Below are 21,364 nucleotides of genomic sequence, written 5' to 3'. Positions count from 1 at the left end.
AATGCCAGGTTTCCTTCTCATAACGATGAAGTGGACGGTTGCAAGTCAGATCCGATTCATCGTGAGGGGAGGAACTGGCTTTTTTTGTGAGGAACTTTTCCACTTAATGGATGAATAAATAGGGGGAAACGGGGGAAATTAAGACATCTGGAAAAAGATGTGAGTTAAAATATTATTTTTAATATTTAATATTTTGAAAAGAGTGATAAAATAGAATAAGTCTACTAGGTAAAATTATGATAAAGATTGGATTATCTTTCTAATATATCGTATCATTCTAGTAGCTAGTCATATTTTTTAAGGGGTGTCAGAAATGAAAGTACAAGAAATTAGAGAATTAATTAAACTTATTGATCAGTCGAGCCTTGATGAATTAGTGGTTGAGACAGACGGATCAAAGGTGAAAATGAAAAAACGTACAGGTGTTACATATGTTGAACAAGAACCTGTTCAACAAGTAGTACAAGAAGCAAAAGCACCAGCTGCAAGTGCTCCTGTAGCAAAACCTGCAGTAGAGAAAAAAGTCGAAGAAGCACCAAAGGCAGCAGCTAAGGTAGATGTCGATGATGCAAACTTACATAAAATCACGTCTCCTATGGTAGGTACATTCTATCAATCGCCATCACCTGATGAGGATGCATATGTGAAAGTAGGATCTAAAGTTTCAGAAGAATCCGTTGTATGTATCGTGGAAGCAATGAAGCTTTTCAATGAAATTGAAGCAGAAGTAGAAGGGGAAATTGTTGAGGTTTTAGTGAAAGACGGCCAATTAGTTGAATATGGTCAACCACTATTTCTAGTGAAACCTGAGTAAGGGGGGGATTGGCATGATTAAAAAAATATTAATTGCAAACCGAGGGGAAATTGCTGTACGTGTTATTCGTGCATGCCGTGATTTAGGGATTGAGTCTGTTGCTGTTTATTCAGAAGCAGATAAAGAAGCCCTTCATGTCCAACTAGCTGATGAAGCCTATTGTATTGGACCTACCGCTTCCAAAGACAGTTATTTAAGTCTTACAAATATTATTAGTGTAGCGAAATTGACAAACTGTGATGCCATTCATCCAGGCTATGGTTTCTTGGCCGAAAATGCAGATTTTGCAGAACTTTGTCGTGAATGCGATATTACATTTATTGGACCTACTCCTGAAGCCATTACGAAAATGGGTACAAAAGATATTGCACGTGAAACAATGCGTGATGCCGGAGTTCCTATCGTACCAGGGTCTAAAGGGATTATTAATAGTGTAGACGAAGCCATTCAATTAGCAAATGAAATGAGTTACCCTGTTATTATTAAAGCAACTGCTGGTGGAGGCGGAAAAGGGATCCGTGTTGCTAGAGACCAACAGGAGCTTGAAAAAGGAATTAATATTACCCAACAGGAAGCGGCAACAGCATTCGGAAATCCAGGTGTGTATATTGAAAAATATATTGAAGATTTCCGCCATGTTGAAATTCAAGTGTTAGCCGATCAACACGGGAATGTTATTCATTTAGGTGAGCGTGATTGTTCCATTCAACGCCGTCTACAAAAATTATTAGAAGAAACACCATCACCAGCTCTTGATGGAGAGGTCCGTAAAGAAATGGGTGAGGCAGCAGTTAAGGCAGCGAAAGCAGTTGACTATACTGGTGCCGGCACAGTAGAATTTATTTATGATTATAATCACCGTAAGTTCTACTTCATGGAAATGAATACGAGAATTCAAGTTGAGCATCCAGTGACTGAAATGGTAACAGGAGTAGACTTAATTAAAGAACAAATTCTGGTCGCTTCTGGTGAAAAATTATCATTACGCCAAGAAGATGTTGAATTTAATGGATGGGCGATTGAATGCCGAATCAATGCAGAGAATCCTGCGAAGAATTTCATGCCTTCACCAGGTAAAATTAATATGTATTTACCACCAGGTGGCATAGGAGTTCGGGTGGATTCTGCTGCCTACCCTGGCTATATGATTCCGCCTTTCTACGATTCCATGATAGCGAAAGTAATTTCTTACGGTGCCACTCGTGACGAAGCAATCGCTCGGATGAAGCGTGCTTTGAATGAGTTTGTTGTGGAAGGAATCCATACAACTATTCCTTTCCATCTCAGACTGTTAAATCATGAGAAGTTTGTTGAAGGGGATTTTAATACAAAATTCCTAGAGAAATATGAAGTGATGAAATAAATAACAAAGCCGGAGGTGTTACTTTCATGTCAGAAAACAAAAACGTTTTGGAAATGAGTAATCATGAAAACGGCCTTGGTAAAATTGAAATCGCCCCAGAAGTCATTGAAGTGATTGCGGGAATCGCCGCTTCTGAAGTGGATGGAGTTGCGCAAATGCGTGGAGGTTTTGCTTCAGGAGTCGTGGAACGATTAGGAAAGAAAAATCATGGCAAAGGTGTAAAAGTTGAACTTGTCGAAGATGGAATAAAAGTGGATGTTTTTTGTGTCATGACATTTGGGGTATCCATTCCTACTGTCGCTCAAAAAATCCAAGATAATATTCGCCAAGCATTGCTGAACATGACAGCTTTGGAAGCGGATGAAATCAATATTCACATCGTAGGGATTCAATTTGAAACAAAAGCTCCTGAAGGCGATTTCGTAGAGGAAATGTAAAGAAAAAAACCAAAGGGATTTACCTTTGGTTTTTTTCTGATTATTTGGCGTACTATAAAATTTAGGATTGCGGACGGGAATCCTCTACCTCTTTAGAGTAGAGATGAGAGTACGCTTTTGTCGAAATCCCCTTGTGGGATGGCAAGACAAAACATGATATACTACTTACAAGAACGAGTGTTCTTTGAAAACTGCATTATATGGGGTTGTGGTGAAGAAAGAACAGTCACCACGTAAAATAATGCCTGTCATGTGGGAAAGACCCACTCATTTGAAACCATTGCAAGGTTCGGAATAAACCTTCGTGGAGGGCAGGTCGATAGACCGCCCGATGAAGCGAGAAGCTCAGTCAATTCATTGACGGGTAGTTCACACATGTGGATCATCATTAAAAATGTTGTTCGTGGCAAGCCTTCAGCGCCTAACGGCTAGCATATTTCTACGTCTCGCCCTACGAGATGTCAACATCAGCTCGTGAGCTACCTCGCTGTTTTTCATTTATCTAACCCTGTGACTACAAAATCCGTACACCAGTGCTTTTGCTCTTACGCATTTGTTCTGAAATTTTGACTAACGTCAACAATAGAGTAAACTCTATGAAGGGGCAAGGATATGTAAAGTAATGGTATGAAATTTCTGAATACATGTTGATTTAATATTTTTCTGCGACTTTTTTTGAATTTATGCTATGATCGTCTTATACATATGATATTGTTTAAAAGGAGTTAAATGAATGAAAAGACGTACAGCACGTGAAAGAGGTTTACAAGCATTATTTCAAATAGACATAAGTGAGATCGATCCAAAAGAAGCAATTGAAAACGTGATGGAAGAGGAAACCACCGCACCATATGTTGAACAAATTGTTCTAGGAACGATGGACCATTTACAAGAGATTGATGAAATCATTGGCAAGCATAGCGAACATTGGTCGTTCGATCGTTTAGCAAAAGTCGATCGGAATATATTACGGATTGCTGTATATGAAATGAAGTATATGGAAGACGTGCCATTTAATGTTGCCATTACGGAAGCTGTTCAAATTGCGAAGAAATTCAGTGAAGAACGCTCAAGCAAATTTATCAATGGGGTTCTTTCCAATATTAAAAAAACGTTAGAATAATACCAAGGAGGTAGGAAAATGACAGCAAAAATAATTGATGGAAAACAAATTGCGAATGACATTCGACAAGAGTTAATAACAGAAGTTGAACAACTAAAGGAACAAGGAATAGTCCCTGGATTAGCAGTAATAATTGTAGGAGACGATTCCGCTTCTCATACATATGTTCGTAATAAAACAAAAGGCTGTGCTCAAGTTGGGATTCATTCAGAACTATATGAATACCCTGCGTCGATTACTGAAGATGAGCTATTAAATAAAATTAAAGATTTAAATGCCAACGATTCCATACATGGTATATTAGTTCAACTTCCTCTACCAAAGCATATTTCGGAAACGAAAGTAATCGATACAATTTCCCCGGAAAAAGACGTAGATGGCTTTCATCCGATTAATGTTGGAAAACTATCTATTGGACAAGATGGATTCGTTTCATGCACACCATACGGAGTCATTAAGTTAATGGAAAGAGAAAATATCCCGCTAGAAGGAAAACATGTTGTGATCGTAGGAAGAAGTAATATCGTTGGGAAACCAGCTGGATTATTATTTTTAAGAGAGAATGCCACTGTAACTTATTGTCATTCAAGAACGAAAGATCTTTCATCATTTACAAAACAAGCTGATATCGTTGTTGCTGCTGTCGGAATTGCCAAATATTTAAAAGCGGATGATTTTAAGCAAGATGTGGTGATTATTGATGTGGGCATGAACCGTGATGAGAACGGGAAACTTTGTGGAGATGTTGATTTCGAGGATGCTAAATCAAAAGCGAGCTATATTACACCTGTACCGGGTGGAGTTGGTCCAATGACGATTACAATGCTTCTTTATAACACTGTGAAATCAGCTAAACAAAAGGGGAAACAATAGCATTCAATTGATTTAAATAGTAATATTATATATATGAATAAGCTGCCTTCCTGTTCAACTTAATCGGAATGCAGCTTTTCTGTTTTAGAATTTTTTATAAGGTGGTTTATGATGAATCCACAACAATATTTAACAGTGAAAGCACTGACGAAATATATTAAAAGGAAATTTGATGCGGATCCTTATTTAACGGATGTTTATGTGAAAGGGGAAATATCGAACTACAAACGTCATACAAGCGGACATATGTATTTTACGTTAAAAGATGAAAATGCTCGTATGTTGTCCATTATGTTCTCTTCAGCTAATCGAAAATTAAAGTTTAATCCAGAGAACGGGATGCAAGTATTAATAAAAGGAGATATTACCGTTTACGAAGCAGGTGGACAATATCAAATATATGTGAAGGAAATGCAACCAGATGGAATTGGGGAACTTTATTTAGCTTTTGAACAGTTAAAGGAAAAGCTTGAGAAAGAAGGATTGTTTCGATTAGAAATCAAAAAAAAATTACCCGCTTTTCCTCAAACAATTGGTGTCATTACATCTCCAACAGGGGCGGCTGTTCGGGATATTATCACAACCATTAAACGTCGATATCCAATTGCTAAGATCCTTATATATCCTGCTTTAGTTCAAGGAGATCATGCAGCAGCTTCAATTGTTAAAGCGATCCAGATGGTCAATAAACAACAAAAGGTTGATACGGTGATTGTAGGTCGTGGGGGAGGATCGATTGAAGAATTATGGCCGTTTAACGAGGAAATAGTCGCAAGAGCGATTCACGAATCAATCATTCCGGTAATTTCAGCAGTCGGTCATGAAACAGACTTTACGATTGCTGATTTTGCGGCTGATATGCGGGCACCAACACCTACAGCCGCAGCAGAGTTAGCAGTGCCCCACTTAGACGAAGTGTTAGAGCGGCTATTAACGAAAAAAACACGCCTAATAAGAGCGGTTGCTGATCAATTAAAGCATGACAGAAAACGACTAGAGACGGTGACAAATTCTTATGTATTTAGAAATCCTTCTGCATTATATAGACAAAAAATGGAACAAGTTGATCGCTTAACAGAAAAACTAGTGAAAGAACAAACCTATAAAATCAAACACTTGCAGGATACTCATCAATTTTTAGCTAATAGGCTTGAACGTAATCACCCAGAGAAGCTTCTTAAACTTGCAGTGGAAAAGAAGGATCATCTAACCGAACAATTAACAAAACAAATGGAAATGCTTTTAAAGCGGAAGCAACAATTATTTGGACAATCTGTATCCATATTAGATGCTTTAAGCCCACTGAAAATAATGGAAAGGGGCTATAGCATAGCCTACACAGCAGATCATGAGTTAGTAAAGTCAAGTCAGCAATTAAAAAAAGATGATGAAATGAACATTCGATTAGTAGATGGACGCATTTTCTGTAAAGTAATGTCTGTAGAGGAGAGTGGGAAAAATGAAAGATGAAATGACATTTGAAAAAGCTTTGGAAGAACTAGAAGCAATCGTCAAACGGTTAGAAGAAGGGGATGTTCCTTTAGAAGAAGCATTACAAATATATAAAACGGGAATGGAATTATCGCGACGCTGTCATGGGAAATTGAAAAATGCCGAAGAACAACTTACAAAATTAATGACAGAAGACGGTGAAAAAGATTTTGTTATCCAAGAGGAGGAGTAGTACGATGGGTCAGTCTCAACTGAAACTATTTATGAAAGAATATAATGAACAACTGCAAAACGAATTAAAGAACTATATTTCTACATTGAATGCCCCAGAAATTTTGAAATCAGCAATGGATTACTCCTTACAAGCTGGTGGAAAAAGAATACGTCCCATTCTTCTATTTGCCACCTTGCAGGCATTTCATCAAGATCCGAAAAAAGGGCTAGAAACCGCTCTTGCGTTAGAAATGATTCATACGTATTCTCTTATTCATGATGATTTACCAAGTATGGATGATGATGATCTTCGAAGAGGAAAACCAACCAACCATAAAGTATTTGGTGAAGGGTATGCGATTTTAGCAGGAGATGCCTTATTAACCTATGCCTTTCAAATTATAGCTCAAACCCCTCATTATGAAGATCATCTAAAAGTAAAACTAATAGAATGGTTAGCAAAAGGGGCAGGACCAGAAGGGATGGTTGGCGGACAGGTAGCAGACATAGAGGGGGAAACGAAAAATCTCACACTCGAGGAACTACAAAATGTTCATAAAAATAAAACAGGAAAGCTGTTAGCCTACGGTATTCTTGCAGGGGCAATGATCGCAGAGGCAACTGCTCAACAACTTGAAATTCTACAACAATTTGCTTCACATTTAGGAATCGCTTTTCAGATAAAGGATGATATTCTGGATGTCGAGGGTGACGAAGCGAAAATCGGAAAAAAAGTAGGAAGTGATTCTGCGAAAGATAAAAGTACATACCCTTCTCTCCTTTCATTAGATGGCGCAAAAGAGAAACTTCAGTATCATATCCAAGAAGCGACAAAAGCGTTAAATAAAACAGGCTTAGAGACAGACCTTTTACAGGAAATGGTTACATTAATTGCAACAAGGGAATCGTAAACAAACATTTGTTGATGTCCTTTCCATATGGTATAATAAAAATAATTTTCAAAAGATGAACATGCCGTTATCACATTTGTGTTAGCGGCTTTTTTTACAAAGAAATTTTTATTTCTATGGAAAAAATAAAGGATAAAGCTATAATGATTTATAGAATAGATAATGGACCAAAAAATTGTTCGTTGAAACAGAAATGAAAGTGAGTGATCCGAATTGGATCTTTTGACAATAAAGGAACCTTCCTTTTTGAAAAAATTATCAATGGAAGAATTGCAATCTCTAAGTTTAGATATTAGAAAATTTTTAGTAGAAAAACTTTCTAAAACGGGTGGACATATCGGGCCCAACCTCGGTGTAGTGGAATTAACGATTGCTCTTCACCGATGTTTTAAAAGCCCACAGGACAAAATTTTGTGGGATGTCGGCCATCAATCATATGTTCATAAAATATTGACGGGAAGAGCAAGTCAATTCGATTCGTTAAGACAATATAAGGGGTTATCAGGATTCCCAAAACTGGAAGAAAGTGAACATGACGTTTGGGAGACGGGACATAGTTCCACCTCTTTATCTGCCGCAATGGGAATGGCCATCGCGAGAGATGTAAAAAAGGAAAACTCTTATATCATTCCTGTCATAGGAGATGGAGCATTAACAGGTGGAATGGCGTTAGAAGCATTGAATCATATTGGGCATGAGAAAAAAGATATGATTGTCGTTTTGAATGATAATGAAATGTCCATTGCTCCAAACGTTGGGGCACTTCATAGTGTGCTTGGAAGACTGCGGACAGCAGGTAAGTATAATTGGGTAAAAGATGAACTAGAGGTCTTTCTTAAAAAAATACCAGCAGTAGGTGGCAAACTAGCGCAAACGGCTGAACGTCTAAAAGATAGTTTAAAATATTTATTTGTTTCTGGCATGTTCTTTGAAGAGCTAGGATTTACTTATTTGGGTCCAATTGATGGTCATAATTTTGAAGACTTATTCGAGAATATTCAATATGCCAAAAAAACAAAGGGACCTGTACTGCTTCATGTCATTACGAAAAAGGGAAAAGGTTATGAGCCGGCCGAACTTGACCGGAAAGGAACATGGCATGGTACGGGCCCATATAAAATTGAAACAGGTGATATAATTAAACCTATTGATGCACCTCCTGCTTGGAGTTCATTAATCAGTGAAACGGTTAGAAGATTAGCAAGAGAGGATCAGCGAATTGTTGCGGTTACACCTGCGATGCCTGTAGGTTCAAAGCTTCTTGGCTTCGCGGAGGAATTTCCAGACCGAATGTTTGATGTTGGGATAGCGGAACAACATGCGGCAACGATGGCAGCTGGACTTGCAACACAAGGAATGAAACCGTTTTTAGCGATTTACTCTACCTTTTTACAAAGGGCGTATGACCAAGTTGTACACGATATTTGCCGAGCCAATTTAAATGTTTTTATTGGGATTGATCGTGCTGGACTTGTTGGAGCAGATGGTGAAACACATCAAGGTGTGTTTGATATTGCTTTTTTAAGACATTTACCGAATATTGTTATTATGATGCCGAAAGATGAAAACGAGGGTCAACATATGGTGAATACGGCTGTACAATATGATGATGGACCAATCGCTTTAAGGTTTCCAAGAGGGAATGGATTAGGCGTACCGATGGATAAGGAATTAAAAGAAATCCCGATTGGTTCTTGGGAAGTCCTTAAAGAAGGAAAAGACGGTGTCATTTTAACATTCGGCACAACCATTCCAATGGCTATGGCCGCAGCAACCGAACTTGAAAAACAAGGGGTATTTATTCGAGTTGTCAATGCCCGATTTATCAAACCGATGGATGAAGGAATGCTTCATTCAATAATGGATGAAAATATTCCGATTTTAACAGTCGAAGAAGCGGTGGTTCAAGGTGGTTTTGGAAGTGCAGTTCTAGAATTTGCTCATGACCATGGGTTTCATAATACGGTGATTAATCGTATGGGGATTCCAGACCGATTTATTGAGCATGGTAACGTGAATAAGTTATTAGAGGAAATTGGTTTAACAAAGGAAAATATAATAAAGACAATGAGTTCTTTAATACCACAAAAACAGAAAAGAGCATAGATATGAAAGTAAAGAAGCAAAGAATTGATCTTTTGCTCGTCGAAAGAGGTCTTGTAGAGACAAGAGAGAAAGCGAAAAGATTGATCATGGCAGGGCAAGTATATTCAAATGAACAACGCTTAGATAAAGCTGGTGAAAAAGTACCAGAAGACACTCCTTTAGAGATTAAGGGGAATGCCCTTCCTTATGTAAGTCGGGGCGGTTTAAAGCTTGAAAAGGCATTGAATGAATTCGATGTAAGTGTAGAAGGGAAAATCATGCTTGATATTGGATCTTCCACAGGAGGATTTACCGATTGTGCTCTTCAAAATGGCGCGAAAATGTCTTATGCATTAGATGTCGGCTATAATCAATTAGCCTGGAAATTACGGCAAGATGAACGAGTATATGTGATGGAAAGAACGAACTTCCGTTATGTAACACCAGCCGATTTACAAGGGGATATGCCTAACTTTGCTACAATCGATGTTTCATTTATCTCCCTAAGGCTGATTCTTCCCGTGCTGAAAACTTTATTAGTGGGAAATAGCGATGTGATCGCGTTAGTAAAACCACAATTTGAAGCAGGTAGAGATCAAGTAGGGAAAAAGGGTATCGTGAGAGATCCAAAGGTACATGAGTCGGTTGTGGATCGAATTATTCAATTTGCATTGCAAGAAGGATATAATATTAAAAATTTATCTTATTCCCCTATTACAGGGGGAGATGGAAATATTGAGTTTTTGCTTCACCTTCACTGGTGTGGAAAGAACAAAGAACATGGTAAAAATGAACTGAATTTCGAAGTATCGGATCTTGTTCAAGAAGCTCACAAGTGTTTTAAGACCAAAAAGCATGAATGATTATGTGAAACTTCAATCAGTGGGGGGTTTTCATCCCTCACTGTTTTTTGCTTTTCCAAGAATTATTCCCATTCCAAAATTCTATACTTGTACAAAAAAATAAGGTATGATTGTGTATACATAAGTATATTTATTCAAACAAAAGAGGTGTTTATTAGATGAATAAAGGACAACGACATATTAAAATACGGGAAATAATTGCGAATAATGAAATAGAAACTCAAGATGATTTAGTTGATCTCTTGAAAAATGATGGATACAATGTCACGCAAGCGACGGTATCCCGTGACATTAAAGAATTACACTTAGTGAAGGTTCCGTTAATGGATGGAAGATATAAATACAGTTTACCTGCTGATCAACGATTCAACCCTTTACAAAAATTAAAGAGAGCCATGACAGACGCATTCGTCAGTATTGATCGTGCTGGACATTTTGTGGTGATGAAAACGTTACCAGGAAATGCCCAAGCAGTTGGAGCCTTAATTGATAATTTAGATTGGGACGAAATCATGGGATCCATTTGCGGAGACGACACCTGTCTAATCATTTGCCGAACACCAGAAAACACAGAAGACGTCACCAACCGACTCCTACAAATGCTATGACGCTAAAAGCGAAGGCGACTGTTATGCTGCGACAAGCAAAAGAGCATCCTTGACGTGGTGTAGTTTGCCACAGAAAGGATGAACTTTTGACCTCGAGCAGCAAGGAGCCGTAGCTGGATAAAAATAAAAGCGAAGGCGACAGCTCAGGGTGCTTACTATAAAGTGGTGCAGTTAAATTTTTTGAGGTGAGATACATATGTTGCAGGAATTATCTATCACAAATTTTGCCATAATTGAAAAGTTAAATCTCTCATTGGATCAAGGTTTAACAGTCTTAACAGGGGAAACAGGGGCTGGAAAATCGATAATCATTGATGCGATCCAATTGTTATGTGGTGGCCGTGGTTCATCCGAATTTGTTCGTCACGGTGAAAAAAAGGCAGAACTAGAAGGGCTGTTTTTATTAGAAGATGAACATCACCCGTGTTATGATCAAGCCAAAAAGGTAGGGATTGACATTGAGGATGCGCAAATCGTATTACGCCGGGAAATTTCAGCTAATGGCAAGAGTGTTTGTCGGGTAAATGGGAAATTAGTTACGATTGCCATCATGAGGGAAATTGGTACATCTTTAGTAGATATTCACGGTCAGCATGAACACCAGGAATTAATGAATGCCGCTTCTCATATCAGGCTGCTCGACCAATTTGGAGACGATGAAATAGCTCAAGCGAAGGATAATTACCTTCAAATATACAAACAATATGATGAGACATTAAAAAAAATAAAGCAATTAAGTGAAAACGAGCAACAAATGGCCCATCGCCTTGATTTAATCCAATTTCAGTTAAATGAAATACAAAATGCCAATATTTCCTTAAATGAAGATGACCAATTATTAGAAGAAAAGAAGAGATTAATGAATTTTGAAAAATTATTCGAATCTGTCCAAATTGGTTATGATGCTTTAAGAAGTGAAGGAAAAGGTCTTGATTGGGTAGGGCTAGTGATGAATCAGTTGGAGACGGCAGCTGAATTAGATTCGGAGGAATACGGTTCATTACTTGAATCAGTTTCCAATTGTTTTTATTTATTAGAGGATGTCGCTCATCAGTTAAATCATGCCTTGGAGGGGTTGGAATTTGACCCTGAAAGATTAAATTTTATTGAATCGCGATTGAATGAAATCAACCAATTGAAGCGAAAATATGGCTCCTCCATTGAAGAAATTATGGAATATGCGGCGACGATTGAAGAAGAAATTGAAACATTAACCAATCGTGAAAGTCATATAGAAAATTTAAACCGAACATTAAAATCATTAAGGCAAGACCTATTTTTAGAAGCAAAACAATTAAGTGAATTAAGGAAAAAATGGGCAACCAAGTTAACAGAAGCAATTCATCATGAACTTCAGCAACTCTATATGGATAAAACCGTTTTTGAAGTAAGATTTGTTGTTTCAGCTACTGATTTAGATGAAAAAAGGGATCCGTTTCAAAAAGATGGGGTAGATATTTTAGAGTTTTATATTTCTACAAACCCAGGAGAGCCTTTAAAGCCTCTTTCCAAAGTGGCATCCGGTGGAGAATTATCCCGGATGATGTTAGCGTTAAAAACCATTTTTTCCAAACACCAAGGGATTACCTCTATAATATTTGACGAAGTAGACACCGGGGTTAGTGGTCGGGTAGCCCAAGCAATTGGCGAGAAGATCTACCAAATATCGATTCATTCCCAAGTTCTCTGCATTTCTCATCTGCCACAAGTCGCGGCTTTAGCAGATTCCCATTTATTTATTTCCAAAACAATCAATGAAGGTCGTACGACTTCTTCTGTCGATTATTTACAAGCCGGTGATCAAATAAAAGAAATTGCACGAATGATCTCAGGGGTTGAAATGACGGACCTAACCAAACAGCATGCAAAAGAATTACTGCAATTAGCTTCTACAATGAAACAAATCTAAGGAAATGAGAGCGGGTTTAAAGGACCCGCTCTTTTTAATAAGAATTTTTTCCACACCTATGTTTTTGTAATAAAAATAAGAAGGATAACAAAAAATGGTCAAAGTGGGGATATTTTTTGATGCAAAATGCAATGTAATAACTATCCAAAATGGGGATGTTTTTTATATGAAAGTCAGTTATAAATGATGGCTTGTAGGGAGAAATTATTATTGTAGCCATCGTAAGTGTGGACTAGAAGCGAGGAGAGTGGAAAATTTGAAAACAGAACGTTTGAGAAAATTCATTGGTGGAATTCTCCTTGTTTCTTTATTATTATTTACTTTTTTACCTCCAGTTCATCAATATTTGTTATTACCTGATACAATAACGATGCAAAAAGGAGAAAAGCTCTCCTTAGAAAAAAGTCCAGCCATACAAGTGTTTTCCTCTTCAAATCATGTAGCCGATATTCAAAATAATAAAAGTGCTTTATCTGTTGTTGGAAAAGATATTGGAAAAGAAGATGTCGTATTCGAGTTAGCAGGTTTCCCAATCAAAAAAGTGGATGTCAATGTTGTAAAAGATTTAAAGGTGATTCCTGGCGGTCAATCTATCGGGGTGAAACTGAATACGTTAGGGGTTCTTGTTGTAGGACATCATTTGGTCAATACTCCTGATGGCAAAAAATCCCCAGGCGAAGAAGCTGGAATTCAAGTAGGGGATATGATTACCAAAATCAATGGTGAAAAAGTTGATAAAATGAATGATGTAGCTCCATTCGTTCAACAAGCAGGTGAAAAACAAAAACCATTGGATATTGAACTGCTTCGAGATAAAAAAATAATTAACACGAAACTTCAGCCAATGAAAGATAGCACAGAAAAGTCATTTAAATTAGGTATTTACATTCGTGATTCAGCCGCTGGTATCGGAACAATGACTTTTTATGAACCTCATTCAAAGAAGTACGGTGCTCTCGGACATGTCATTTCTGATATGGATACGAAAAAACCGATCGTTGTTCAAGATGGCCAAATTGTAAAGTCAAAGGTCACATCGATTGAAAAGGGGCGTCACGGAGATCCTGGAGAAAAGCTCGCACAGTTTTCAGAAGATCGGCAAGTAATTGGAGATATAAATCGAAACAGTCCCTACGGAATCTTTGGAAAGCTCAATCAGAATATCTCAAATGGAATTATTCAAAAGCCGATGCCTATAGCCTTATCACATCAAGTGAAGGAAGGTCCAGCACAAATATTAACAGTTGTAGATGGTGAAAAGGTTGAAAAATATGATATTGAAATTGTCAGTACTATTCCCCAAAAATATCCAGCAACAAAAGGGATGGTTTTAAAAATAAAAGATCCCAAATTATTGGATAAAACGGGCGGGATTGTTCAAGGAATGAGTGGAAGTCCCATCATTCAAAATGGGAAGATAATCGGTGCTGTCACTCATGTATTTGTAAATGATCCGACGAGTGGTTATGGTGTTCATATCGAGTGGATGTTAAATGAAGCAGGGATTAATATTTATCAAAATCAAAATAAAGAAGAAGTTGCAAGCTAAACAGATGGAGAACCCATCTGTTTTTTCTTTTTTAACTTCGAGTTGTGGTAATATAAAGATGAATGAATTATTGAATAAACGTTTCGACAAAAATGTGAAGAACGTCGAAAATAGAAGAAAAACTAAGAAATAAAGATCATTTTCATTTTTTTGAATAAAAAATAAAAAAATAAAAGGATTTCCAATACCTTTGTCGAAAAATTCATTTAAGACATAGTGTAAAGAGAGTGTAAAGATATCTTGAATTGAGGAGGAAACCTGTAGTGAAACAAATAAAGGTAGCGATCGTAGATGACAATCGTGAGCTAGTTAACCTACTAGATGAATATATTTCTTCACAGGACGATATGGAAGTGGTAGGTTCAGCTCATAATGGTCAAGAATGTATAGATTTATTGCAGCAAACTGAAGTGGATGTTTTGATTTTAGATATTATTATGCCACATTTAGATGGTCTTGCCGTCCTAGAAAGAATGAGAGAGCAACCATCGATTGTCACATCTACTCCCAATGTCATTATGTTAACAGCATTTGGTCAAGAAGATGTCACGAAGAAAGCTGTTGAGCTAGGGGCTTCTTATTTTATTCTTAAGCCATTTGATATGGATCATTTAATTAACCATATCCGTCAAGTAAGTGGGAGTTCAAATCCAGTTATTAAAAAATCAGCCTCTTTTACAACAACACGTCCTCCAGCCGAGCAAAAAACGAAAAATCTTGATGCAAGTATTACAAGCATTATCCATGAAATTGGTGTTCCAGCGCATATCAAAGGTTATCTCTATTTGCGGGAAGCGATTTCTATGGTTTATAACGACATTGAGCTTTTGGGATCAATTACGAAAGTATTATACCCAGACATCGCCAAGAAATATAACACAACCGCAAGTCGTGTAGAGCGGGCGATTCGTCACGCAATTGAGGTTGCTTGGAGCCGTGGGAATATTGATTCCATATCCTCCTTATTCGGATACACCGTGAGCATGTCTAAAGCAAAACCAACGAATAGTGAATTCATTGCCATGGTCGCAGATAAATTACGTTTAGAACATAAAGCATCCTAACAGGTTGGAGAAAGGATGCTTTAAAAAGGGAGAACGAATATGACATTAATCTTTGCGCATCGAGGTTTTTCAAGTCTACAACCGGAAAATACGATGCAAGCGTTCCAAGCGGCGTATAAAGCTGGGGCAGACGGAATTGAAATCGATGTCCAATTGACAAAAGATGGAGAAATTGTGGTCATTCATGATGAGAAAGTAGACCGCACAACGAATGGAAAAGGATATGTAAAGGATTATTTATTAACAGATCTAAAAAAATTGGATGCCAGTTATAAATTTAAGAAAAAAATAAAAAAATATCGAATACCAACATTAGCGGAAGTGTTTCAATGGATGACTGAAAACGAAATGATTTGCAATATCGAGTTAAAAAATAATAAAATTCAATACGAATTTTTAGAAGAAAAGGTCATTCAATTAATTCGTGAATTTCATTTCGAGCATCGTGTTATTTTATCATCCTTTAATCACTATTCCATTGTTCACTGTTATCAGATTGCTCCAGATATTGAAATCGCGCCTCTCTACTCCAATGGAATATTTATGCCATGGCTTTACGCCAAATCTATCAATGCAAAAGCAATTCATCCAAATGTGAAAACATTAAACGCCGACATTATTCAATCATCACTAAACGATCAAATTCAAGTCCGTCCCTATACAATTAATGATCCAAAAGTGATGGAGTGGTTGTATTCCCTTCAGTGCTCAGCGATCATTACCGACGATCCTGAAAAAGCCATCACGGTAAAAAAACTGCAAAGAAAGAAATAAAGAAACGGAAGTAATCAAAATGATGATTACTTCCGTTTTCATGTTTCTTTTATTTTTTTTGGAATCTTTTTTGCACTCGATTATTTTTTTGATCCCGACGAAAGATGAACCCTCCAATAAAGCCAAGTCCGCCTAGGAATAGGAGAAGTCCTATCATAAATTGCAACCAAAGATATGGAAAGGGAGCTTGTAAAATACCGAAGAGCATATCTCTCATCAACTTTATACCTAATCCAGCCATGATACCAGGGATCACGAGTATCAAAAGTGCGATTAAACGAATCATAAACATTCTCCTTCATGAGGATCATTACATTATATGAAAAAATATATACACTAATTGTCATATTTTTTTAGAATATCGAAAAATCCTTTCCAGAAAATCATATCTTAACTAGATGATTTGTCAAGTGAAAAGAGATTCAATACAATGAAAACATGAAAAATATTGCATAGATAAGTGAAGTGAGGGATCAACATGCATAATGTATTAATCGTTGGTGGCGGTCAAGGTGGCAGTGCTATTATGAAGATTTTATTAGAAACGACGATGTTCAACATTGCAGCGATTGTGGATATAGACAGGGAAGCGAAGGCGATCCAACAAGCAAAAAAACTAGGGATAAAAACAGGGGATGATTGGAGAGAATTTTTAACAGATGAGATTGATATCGTGATTGAGGTAACTGGGGATAAAGGGGTATTTTACAAATTGAGGGAAGCCCAAAATAAAAATATGTTACTCATTCCAGGGAGTGTCGCTTATATTTTAGCTAATTTAATGGAAGAAAAGGAACAATTGATTGCCCAATTAAAAAGTGAAACGAAAAAAATTGATCTCATATTAGATTCAACTGAAGAAGGAATGATAGGGATAGACCTCGATACAAAGATCATGCTGTTCAACAAAAGTGCAGAGAGAATCATCGGGGTGGAAAAAAAGGTTGCGATCGGAGCGAAAGTTCAAGAAATTGTTCCAAATACAAGACTCCCGCAAATCTTAAGAACGAAAAAGATAGAGGCCAATCAGGAACATGTTTTAGACAATGATTTGGAAATTATTTCAACGAGGATCCCGATGATTAATGATCATGGGGATGTTATTGGCGCTTTTGCTGTTTTTCGGGATATTACCAAAGTAATGGATTTAGCAGAAGAGGTAACGAACTTAAAGGAAATTCAAACGATGCTACAGGCTATTATTCATTCAAGTGATGATGCGATCTCGGTTGTAGATGAAAAAGGAAGAGGAATATTAATCAATCCGGCTTATACAAGAATTACTGGATTAACGGAGGAACGAGTGATCGGGAAGCCGGCGACCATTGATATTAATGAAGGCGATAGTGTTCATTTGAAAGTATTGGAAACAAGAAGACCGGTTCGTGGAGTCAAAATGAGTGTAGGGCCTAAAAAGAAAGGGGTCATTGTTAATGTTGCGCCCATTATTGTAAATGGAAAATTGAAAGGAAGTGTCGGAGTTATTCATGATATTTCGGAAATTCAATCTTTAACAGAGAAATTAAATCGTGCGAGACAGATCATTCGTACATTGGAAGCGAAATATACATTTGAAGATATCATCGGGGAGTCTGATGAAATAAAAATCGCCGTCGAACAAGCAAAATTGGGAGCTAAAACTCCTGCCACGATTTTAATAAGAGGAGAATCTGGGACAGGAAAGGAGCTTTTTGCTCATGCCATCCATAATGCTAGTGACCGTCGTTATAATAAATTTCTTCGAGTGAATTGTGCCTCGATTTCAGAATCGCTGTTAGAAAGTGAATTATTCGGATACGAGGAAGGAGCATTTTCAGGAGCAAAACGTGGCGGAAAAAGAGGGTTGTTCGAAGAAGCGCATAATGGAAGTATTTTATTGGACGAAATTGGAGAATTAAGTGCGAATACACAAGCGAAATTATTACGTGTTCTTCAAGAAAATGAGATTATCCGTGTCGGTGGTACGAAGCCTGTGCCAATCAATGTACGTGTCATCGCTGCAACCAATGTCAATTTGGAAAAAGCGATGGCGGAAGGGAAGTTTCGGGAGGATTTATACTATCGTTTAAGTCGCATGCCTATTCAAATTCCTCCTTTACGTAACCGAATATCTGATATTCCCTTTTTATGTGAAAGGTTAATTACAAAAATTAACCAAGATTATGGAAGAAATGTTGAAGGGGTGACAGAGTCAGCGTTAGAACAGCTAATGGAATATGACTGGCCAGGAAACGTTCGGGAGCTAGAGAATGTTTTAGGGAGAGCGATGATTTTTATGAATTATAATGAAGCAGAAATCAATGATCAACATTTACATTTTATTGAGAAAAAAAATGAAGAGTACCCAAAACAATCGTTACGATTAGATTTGAGTGGAAATAAAGAGTTATCATTCCTCTTGGAAGAGTATGAAAAAGAGATTATTAAACAATATTTAGAACAGAATAAAGGGAATAAAACAGTAACGGCAAGAAAACTAGGCATTTCCATTCGGAATCTCTATTACAAGCTAGATAAATATAATTTGCAGTAAACAGCATGCAATATATTGCGTTGTATGCAAAATATTGCATGGTATTTCGATCGTTTTTTGTATAGGAAAACAAGAAGTCCGAAGTAGTTGATTTAGAAAAAAAGCCGATAGAAAGCGGGACGCTCGATTTCAATGAAAGTTTTTTGGTATTATTTAATAATTGGCACGGAATTTGCATGTAAATAAATGAGGAAATGCTTTATCCCGCCTTAACGGGCAGTAAAACCTCCACCTCAAAATGATTTGGAAACAAAAAAGATCGGTGGAGGAAAACTGCCCCTAAAGATCCGATAAGTTCAACTAACATTCAGTGGGAGATGAAGAAAACCCCTACTGAATGAAGTTTCACTTTATGGATTTTGATTCACCAATTCTTTCTAGAATCTGAAGTTTGGAAACAGTTCACTATGATTAAGCTAGTATTAAAGATTGATTTCAAGGAGGAAAAAAGAATGGAATTATTTAAATATATGGAGAAATATGATTATGAACAATTAGTATTTTGCCAAGATCAACAATCAGGGTTAAAAGCGATTATTGCCATTCATGACACAACTTTAGGCCCGGCATTAGGTGGGACTCGAATGTGGACATATGCATCGGAAGAAGCTGCGATTGAAGATGCACTGCGTTTAGCAAAAGGAATGACGTATAAGAACGCTGCAGCTGGCTTAAATCTTGGTGGTGGAAAGACCGTTATTATCGGGGATCCTCGAAAAGACAAAAACGAGGAGATGTTTCGTGCATTTGGCCGCTATGTTCAAAGCTTAAGTGGCCGATATATTACGGCTGAGGATGTAGGAACAACCGTAAGTGATATGGATTTAATTCATGAAGAAACCGATTATGTTACAGGAATCTCCCCTGCTTTTGGTTCATCAGGTAATCCTTCTCCAGTGACAGCTTATGGGTGTTATGTCGGAATGAAAGCAGCTGCAAAGGAGGCTTTCGGTTCAGATTCGTTAGAAGGACGGACAATTGCGGTACAAGGGGTGGGGAATGTTGCTTATAATTTATGTCGCCACCTCCATGAAGAAGGGGCGAGTTTAATTGTAACGGATATTAATAAAGAGGCAGTAAGACGAGCTGTAGATGATTTTGGTGCCAAGGCTGTTGAGCCGAATGAAATATATGGAGTTGAGGCTGATATCTTTGCCCCGTGTGCACTAGGAGCAGTCATCAACGACGAAACCATCCCACAATTAAAAGTGAAAGCGATTGCAGGATCTGCTAATAACCAGTTAAAAGAAACTCGACATGGAGATACCATTCATGAAATGGGAATTGTCTATGCTCCTGATTACGTGATTAATGCAGGTGGAGTGATCAATGTAGCCGATGAATTATACGGTTATAATCGCGAACGAGCCATGAAAAAAGTGGATCAAATTTATCATACAATTGAAAAAATCTTTGCCATTTCAAAACGGGATCAAGTTCCAAGTTATGTAGCGGCTGATCGTTTGGCAGAAGAAAGAATCGAAAAAATGCGTCGTTCACGTAGCCAATTTTTACTAGATGGAAAACATATTTTAAATCGTCGCCGTTAGGGAGAAATGAAACTGCCTTCAGTGGGGGATGAAGATGCCCCCACGAATGAAGTTTCACTTTATTGTGATAAAAGCAAAAGAAACATTATGGATATCCTATCCTTTTCTTGAAAATGATAAATCATATAAGGAGGTTTCGATGGTCATTAAGAATGAAGAATATCGTATTTTAGTCATTAATCCCAGCTCCATATCAACTAAGATCGGTGTTTTTCATAATAAACTATTTATTTTGGAAAAAGAAATCGTTCATGAAATGCTTATATCCAGAAAGATGGTACCTCTTTTTGATCAATTGGAATTGAGAAAGCAGGCAATTTTAGAAACTCTAGATGAAGAAGGAATCAACTTGTCGAAGCTAAATGCCGTTGTAGGGAAGGGTGGATTATTATTTCCGATTGAAGGAGGTACATATACCGTAAACGACCAAATGTTGGAAGATCTAGAAATGGGGGTAAATGGTTATCACGTATCTAATCTTGGAGCTGCCATCAGTTTTCAAATTGCAACTGGCCTAAATATTCCGGCTTTCATTGTTGATCCCTTAGTAGTTGATGAGCTTCAACCTATTGCTCGAATATCTGGGATGCCTCATATTACAAGAAAAAGTATCTTCCATGCTTTGAATCAGAAAGCCATTGCTCGTCGTGCAGCGATAACATTAGAAAGACCATATGAAGACGGCAACTTTATTGTGGTTCATATGGGGAATGAGATTACAGTTGGTGCACATAAAAATGGAAAAGTTATTGATGTGAATAATGGATTACATGGTGAAGGGCCTTTTGGTCTTACAAATGCAGGGACTGTCCCGGCGGGTGATTTAGTGAATCTCTTCACCTCAGGGGATATGGATCAACAGGAAATAAGCGATTATCTCCTTAGTCATGGAGGAGTAGTCGGTTATTTAGGGACGAATGATTTGAACGAAGTAGAAGCTCTTATTTCCCAAGGTAATGAAGAAGCGAAAATGGTCTTTGAAGCAATGGCTTATCAAATTGCCAAAGAAATTGCATCCCAAGCTGCCGCCTTAGTTGGAAAGGTGGATGCAATTATTCTTACAGGAGATTTAGCGCATTGCAAAGGACTTGTTGAAAAAATTACTAGACGCACTCATTGGATTGCCGATATTTTGGTTTACCCTGGAGAAAATGAATTGCTCTCTCTTGCAGAAGGAGCCTTAAGAGTTTTAAAAGGCGAAGAGACAGTGAAAGATTATAATAAGACGAAAATTTAAATAAAC

The 21,364-nt window shown here is 37.5% G+C and carries 19 protein-coding genes; 18 read left to right on the top strand and 1 reads right to left on the bottom strand.

Annotated elements, in window-relative coordinates; translation table 11 throughout:
- The first annotated feature begins 313 nt into the window (after positions 1-313).
- From accB to J2S13_RS01020, 15 genes are all read left to right on the top strand, one after another.
- On the top strand, positions 314-814 hold the full coding sequence (gene accB, locus J2S13_RS01090) for an acetyl-CoA carboxylase biotin carboxyl carrier protein (RefSeq protein WP_307255825.1): 501 nt from the start codon (positions 314-316) through the stop codon (positions 812-814).
- A 13-nt stretch (positions 815-827) separates the two neighbouring features.
- A complete protein-coding gene (gene accC / locus J2S13_RS01085; protein ID WP_307255824.1) occupies positions 828-2,177 on the top strand; it encodes an acetyl-CoA carboxylase biotin carboxylase subunit in 1,350 nt (449 codons plus the stop codon).
- Between the two features lie 26 nt (positions 2,178-2,203).
- A complete protein-coding gene (locus J2S13_RS01080) occupies positions 2,204-2,614 on the top strand; it encodes an Asp23/Gls24 family envelope stress response protein (RefSeq protein WP_307255823.1) in 411 nt (136 codons plus the stop codon).
- A gap of 733 nt (positions 2,615-3,347) precedes the next feature.
- Positions 3,348-3,737, top strand: a complete 390-nt coding sequence (gene nusB, locus J2S13_RS01075; protein ID WP_307255822.1) for a transcription antitermination factor NusB — start codon at positions 3,348-3,350, stop codon at positions 3,735-3,737.
- Positions 3,738-3,755: 18 nt separating this feature from the next.
- Positions 3,756-4,610 (top strand): bifunctional methylenetetrahydrofolate dehydrogenase/methenyltetrahydrofolate cyclohydrolase FolD, encoded by an 855-nt coding sequence (gene folD, locus J2S13_RS01070; RefSeq protein ID WP_307255821.1) that lies wholly within the window; start codon positions 3,756-3,758, stop codon positions 4,608-4,610.
- Positions 4,611-4,721: 111 nt separating this feature from the next.
- Positions 4,722-6,080: an exodeoxyribonuclease VII large subunit gene (gene xseA / locus J2S13_RS01065; RefSeq protein WP_307255820.1), complete on the top strand. Its 1,359-nt coding sequence runs from the start codon at positions 4,722-4,724 to the stop codon at positions 6,078-6,080.
- Positions 6,070-6,294 carry an exodeoxyribonuclease VII small subunit gene (gene xseB / locus J2S13_RS01060; protein WP_307255819.1) on the top strand — a complete coding sequence of 75 codons (225 nt, stop codon included), beginning with the start codon at positions 6,070-6,072 and terminating at the stop codon, positions 6,292-6,294. The genes xseA and xseB overlap by 11 nt, the downstream gene beginning before the upstream one ends.
- Before the next feature lie 4 nt (positions 6,295-6,298).
- Positions 6,299-7,186: a polyprenyl synthetase family protein gene (locus J2S13_RS01055; RefSeq protein ID WP_307255818.1), complete on the top strand. Its 888-nt coding sequence runs from the start codon at positions 6,299-6,301 to the stop codon at positions 7,184-7,186.
- Positions 7,187-7,399: 213 nt separating this feature from the next.
- Positions 7,400-9,292, top strand: coding sequence for a 1-deoxy-D-xylulose-5-phosphate synthase (gene dxs / locus J2S13_RS01050; protein ID WP_307255817.1), 1,893 nt, complete (start codon positions 7,400-7,402; stop codon positions 9,290-9,292).
- A gap of 2 nt (positions 9,293-9,294) precedes the next feature.
- On the top strand, positions 9,295-10,134 hold the full coding sequence (locus J2S13_RS01045; protein ID WP_307255816.1) for a TlyA family RNA methyltransferase: 840 nt from the start codon (positions 9,295-9,297) through the stop codon (positions 10,132-10,134).
- 158 nt (positions 10,135-10,292) lie between these two features.
- A complete protein-coding gene (ahrC, locus tag J2S13_RS01040; protein WP_307255815.1) occupies positions 10,293-10,742 on the top strand; it encodes a transcriptional regulator AhrC/ArgR in 450 nt (149 codons plus the stop codon).
- 196 nt (positions 10,743-10,938) lie between these two features.
- Positions 10,939-12,651, top strand: a complete 1,713-nt coding sequence (gene recN / locus J2S13_RS01035) for a DNA repair protein RecN (protein WP_307255814.1) — start codon at positions 10,939-10,941, stop codon at positions 12,649-12,651.
- Positions 12,652-12,907: 256 nt separating this feature from the next.
- The gene (gene spoIVB / locus J2S13_RS01030) at positions 12,908-14,200 is read left to right on the top strand and encodes a SpoIVB peptidase (RefSeq protein WP_307255813.1); all 1,293 of its coding nucleotides are present in this window, start codon (positions 12,908-12,910) and stop codon (positions 14,198-14,200) included.
- 263 nt (positions 14,201-14,463) lie between these two features.
- Positions 14,464-15,264: a sporulation transcription factor Spo0A gene (gene spo0A / locus J2S13_RS01025; RefSeq protein ID WP_307255812.1), complete on the top strand. Its 801-nt coding sequence runs from the start codon at positions 14,464-14,466 to the stop codon at positions 15,262-15,264.
- A 39-nt stretch (positions 15,265-15,303) separates the two neighbouring features.
- On the top strand, positions 15,304-16,038 hold the full coding sequence (locus J2S13_RS01020; RefSeq protein ID WP_307255811.1) for a glycerophosphodiester phosphodiesterase: 735 nt from the start codon (positions 15,304-15,306) through the stop codon (positions 16,036-16,038).
- Between the two features lie 49 nt (positions 16,039-16,087).
- Here the strand turns inward: J2S13_RS01020 and J2S13_RS01015 are convergent, their stop codons facing one another.
- Complete coding sequence (locus tag J2S13_RS01015; RefSeq protein WP_307255810.1) at positions 16,088-16,324, bottom strand: DUF2627 domain-containing protein; 237 nt, start codon at positions 16,322-16,324, stop codon at positions 16,088-16,090.
- Positions 16,325-16,516: 192 nt separating this feature from the next.
- Here J2S13_RS01015 and J2S13_RS01010 point away from each other — a divergent pair, with 192 nt between their 5' ends.
- The 3 genes from J2S13_RS01010 to buk all read left to right on the top strand — a co-directional run bounded on the left by J2S13_RS01010 (position 16,517) and on the right by buk (position 21,358).
- Positions 16,517-18,571 carry a sigma 54-interacting transcriptional regulator gene (locus J2S13_RS01010; RefSeq protein ID WP_307255809.1) on the top strand — a complete coding sequence of 685 codons (2,055 nt, stop codon included), beginning with the start codon at positions 16,517-16,519 and terminating at the stop codon, positions 18,569-18,571.
- A 452-nt stretch (positions 18,572-19,023) separates the two neighbouring features.
- Positions 19,024-20,121 (top strand): branched-chain amino acid dehydrogenase, encoded by a 1,098-nt coding sequence (gene bcd, locus J2S13_RS01005; RefSeq protein WP_307255808.1) that lies wholly within the window; start codon positions 19,024-19,026, stop codon positions 20,119-20,121.
- A gap of 145 nt (positions 20,122-20,266) precedes the next feature.
- The gene (gene buk / locus J2S13_RS01000; protein WP_307255943.1) at positions 20,267-21,358 is read left to right on the top strand and encodes a butyrate kinase; all 1,092 of its coding nucleotides are present in this window, start codon (positions 20,267-20,269) and stop codon (positions 21,356-21,358) included.
- The last annotated feature ends 6 nt before the right edge of the window (positions 21,359-21,364 follow it).

Origin of the sequence: Oikeobacillus pervagus, from assembly GCF_030813365.1 — a bacterium.
GTDB classification, from domain to species: domain Bacteria; phylum Bacillota; class Bacilli; order Bacillales; family DSM-23947; genus Oikeobacillus; species Oikeobacillus pervagus.
The sequence above is the reverse complement of the archived record's forward strand: the minus strand, read 5'-3'. Positions and strand labels throughout refer to the sequence as shown.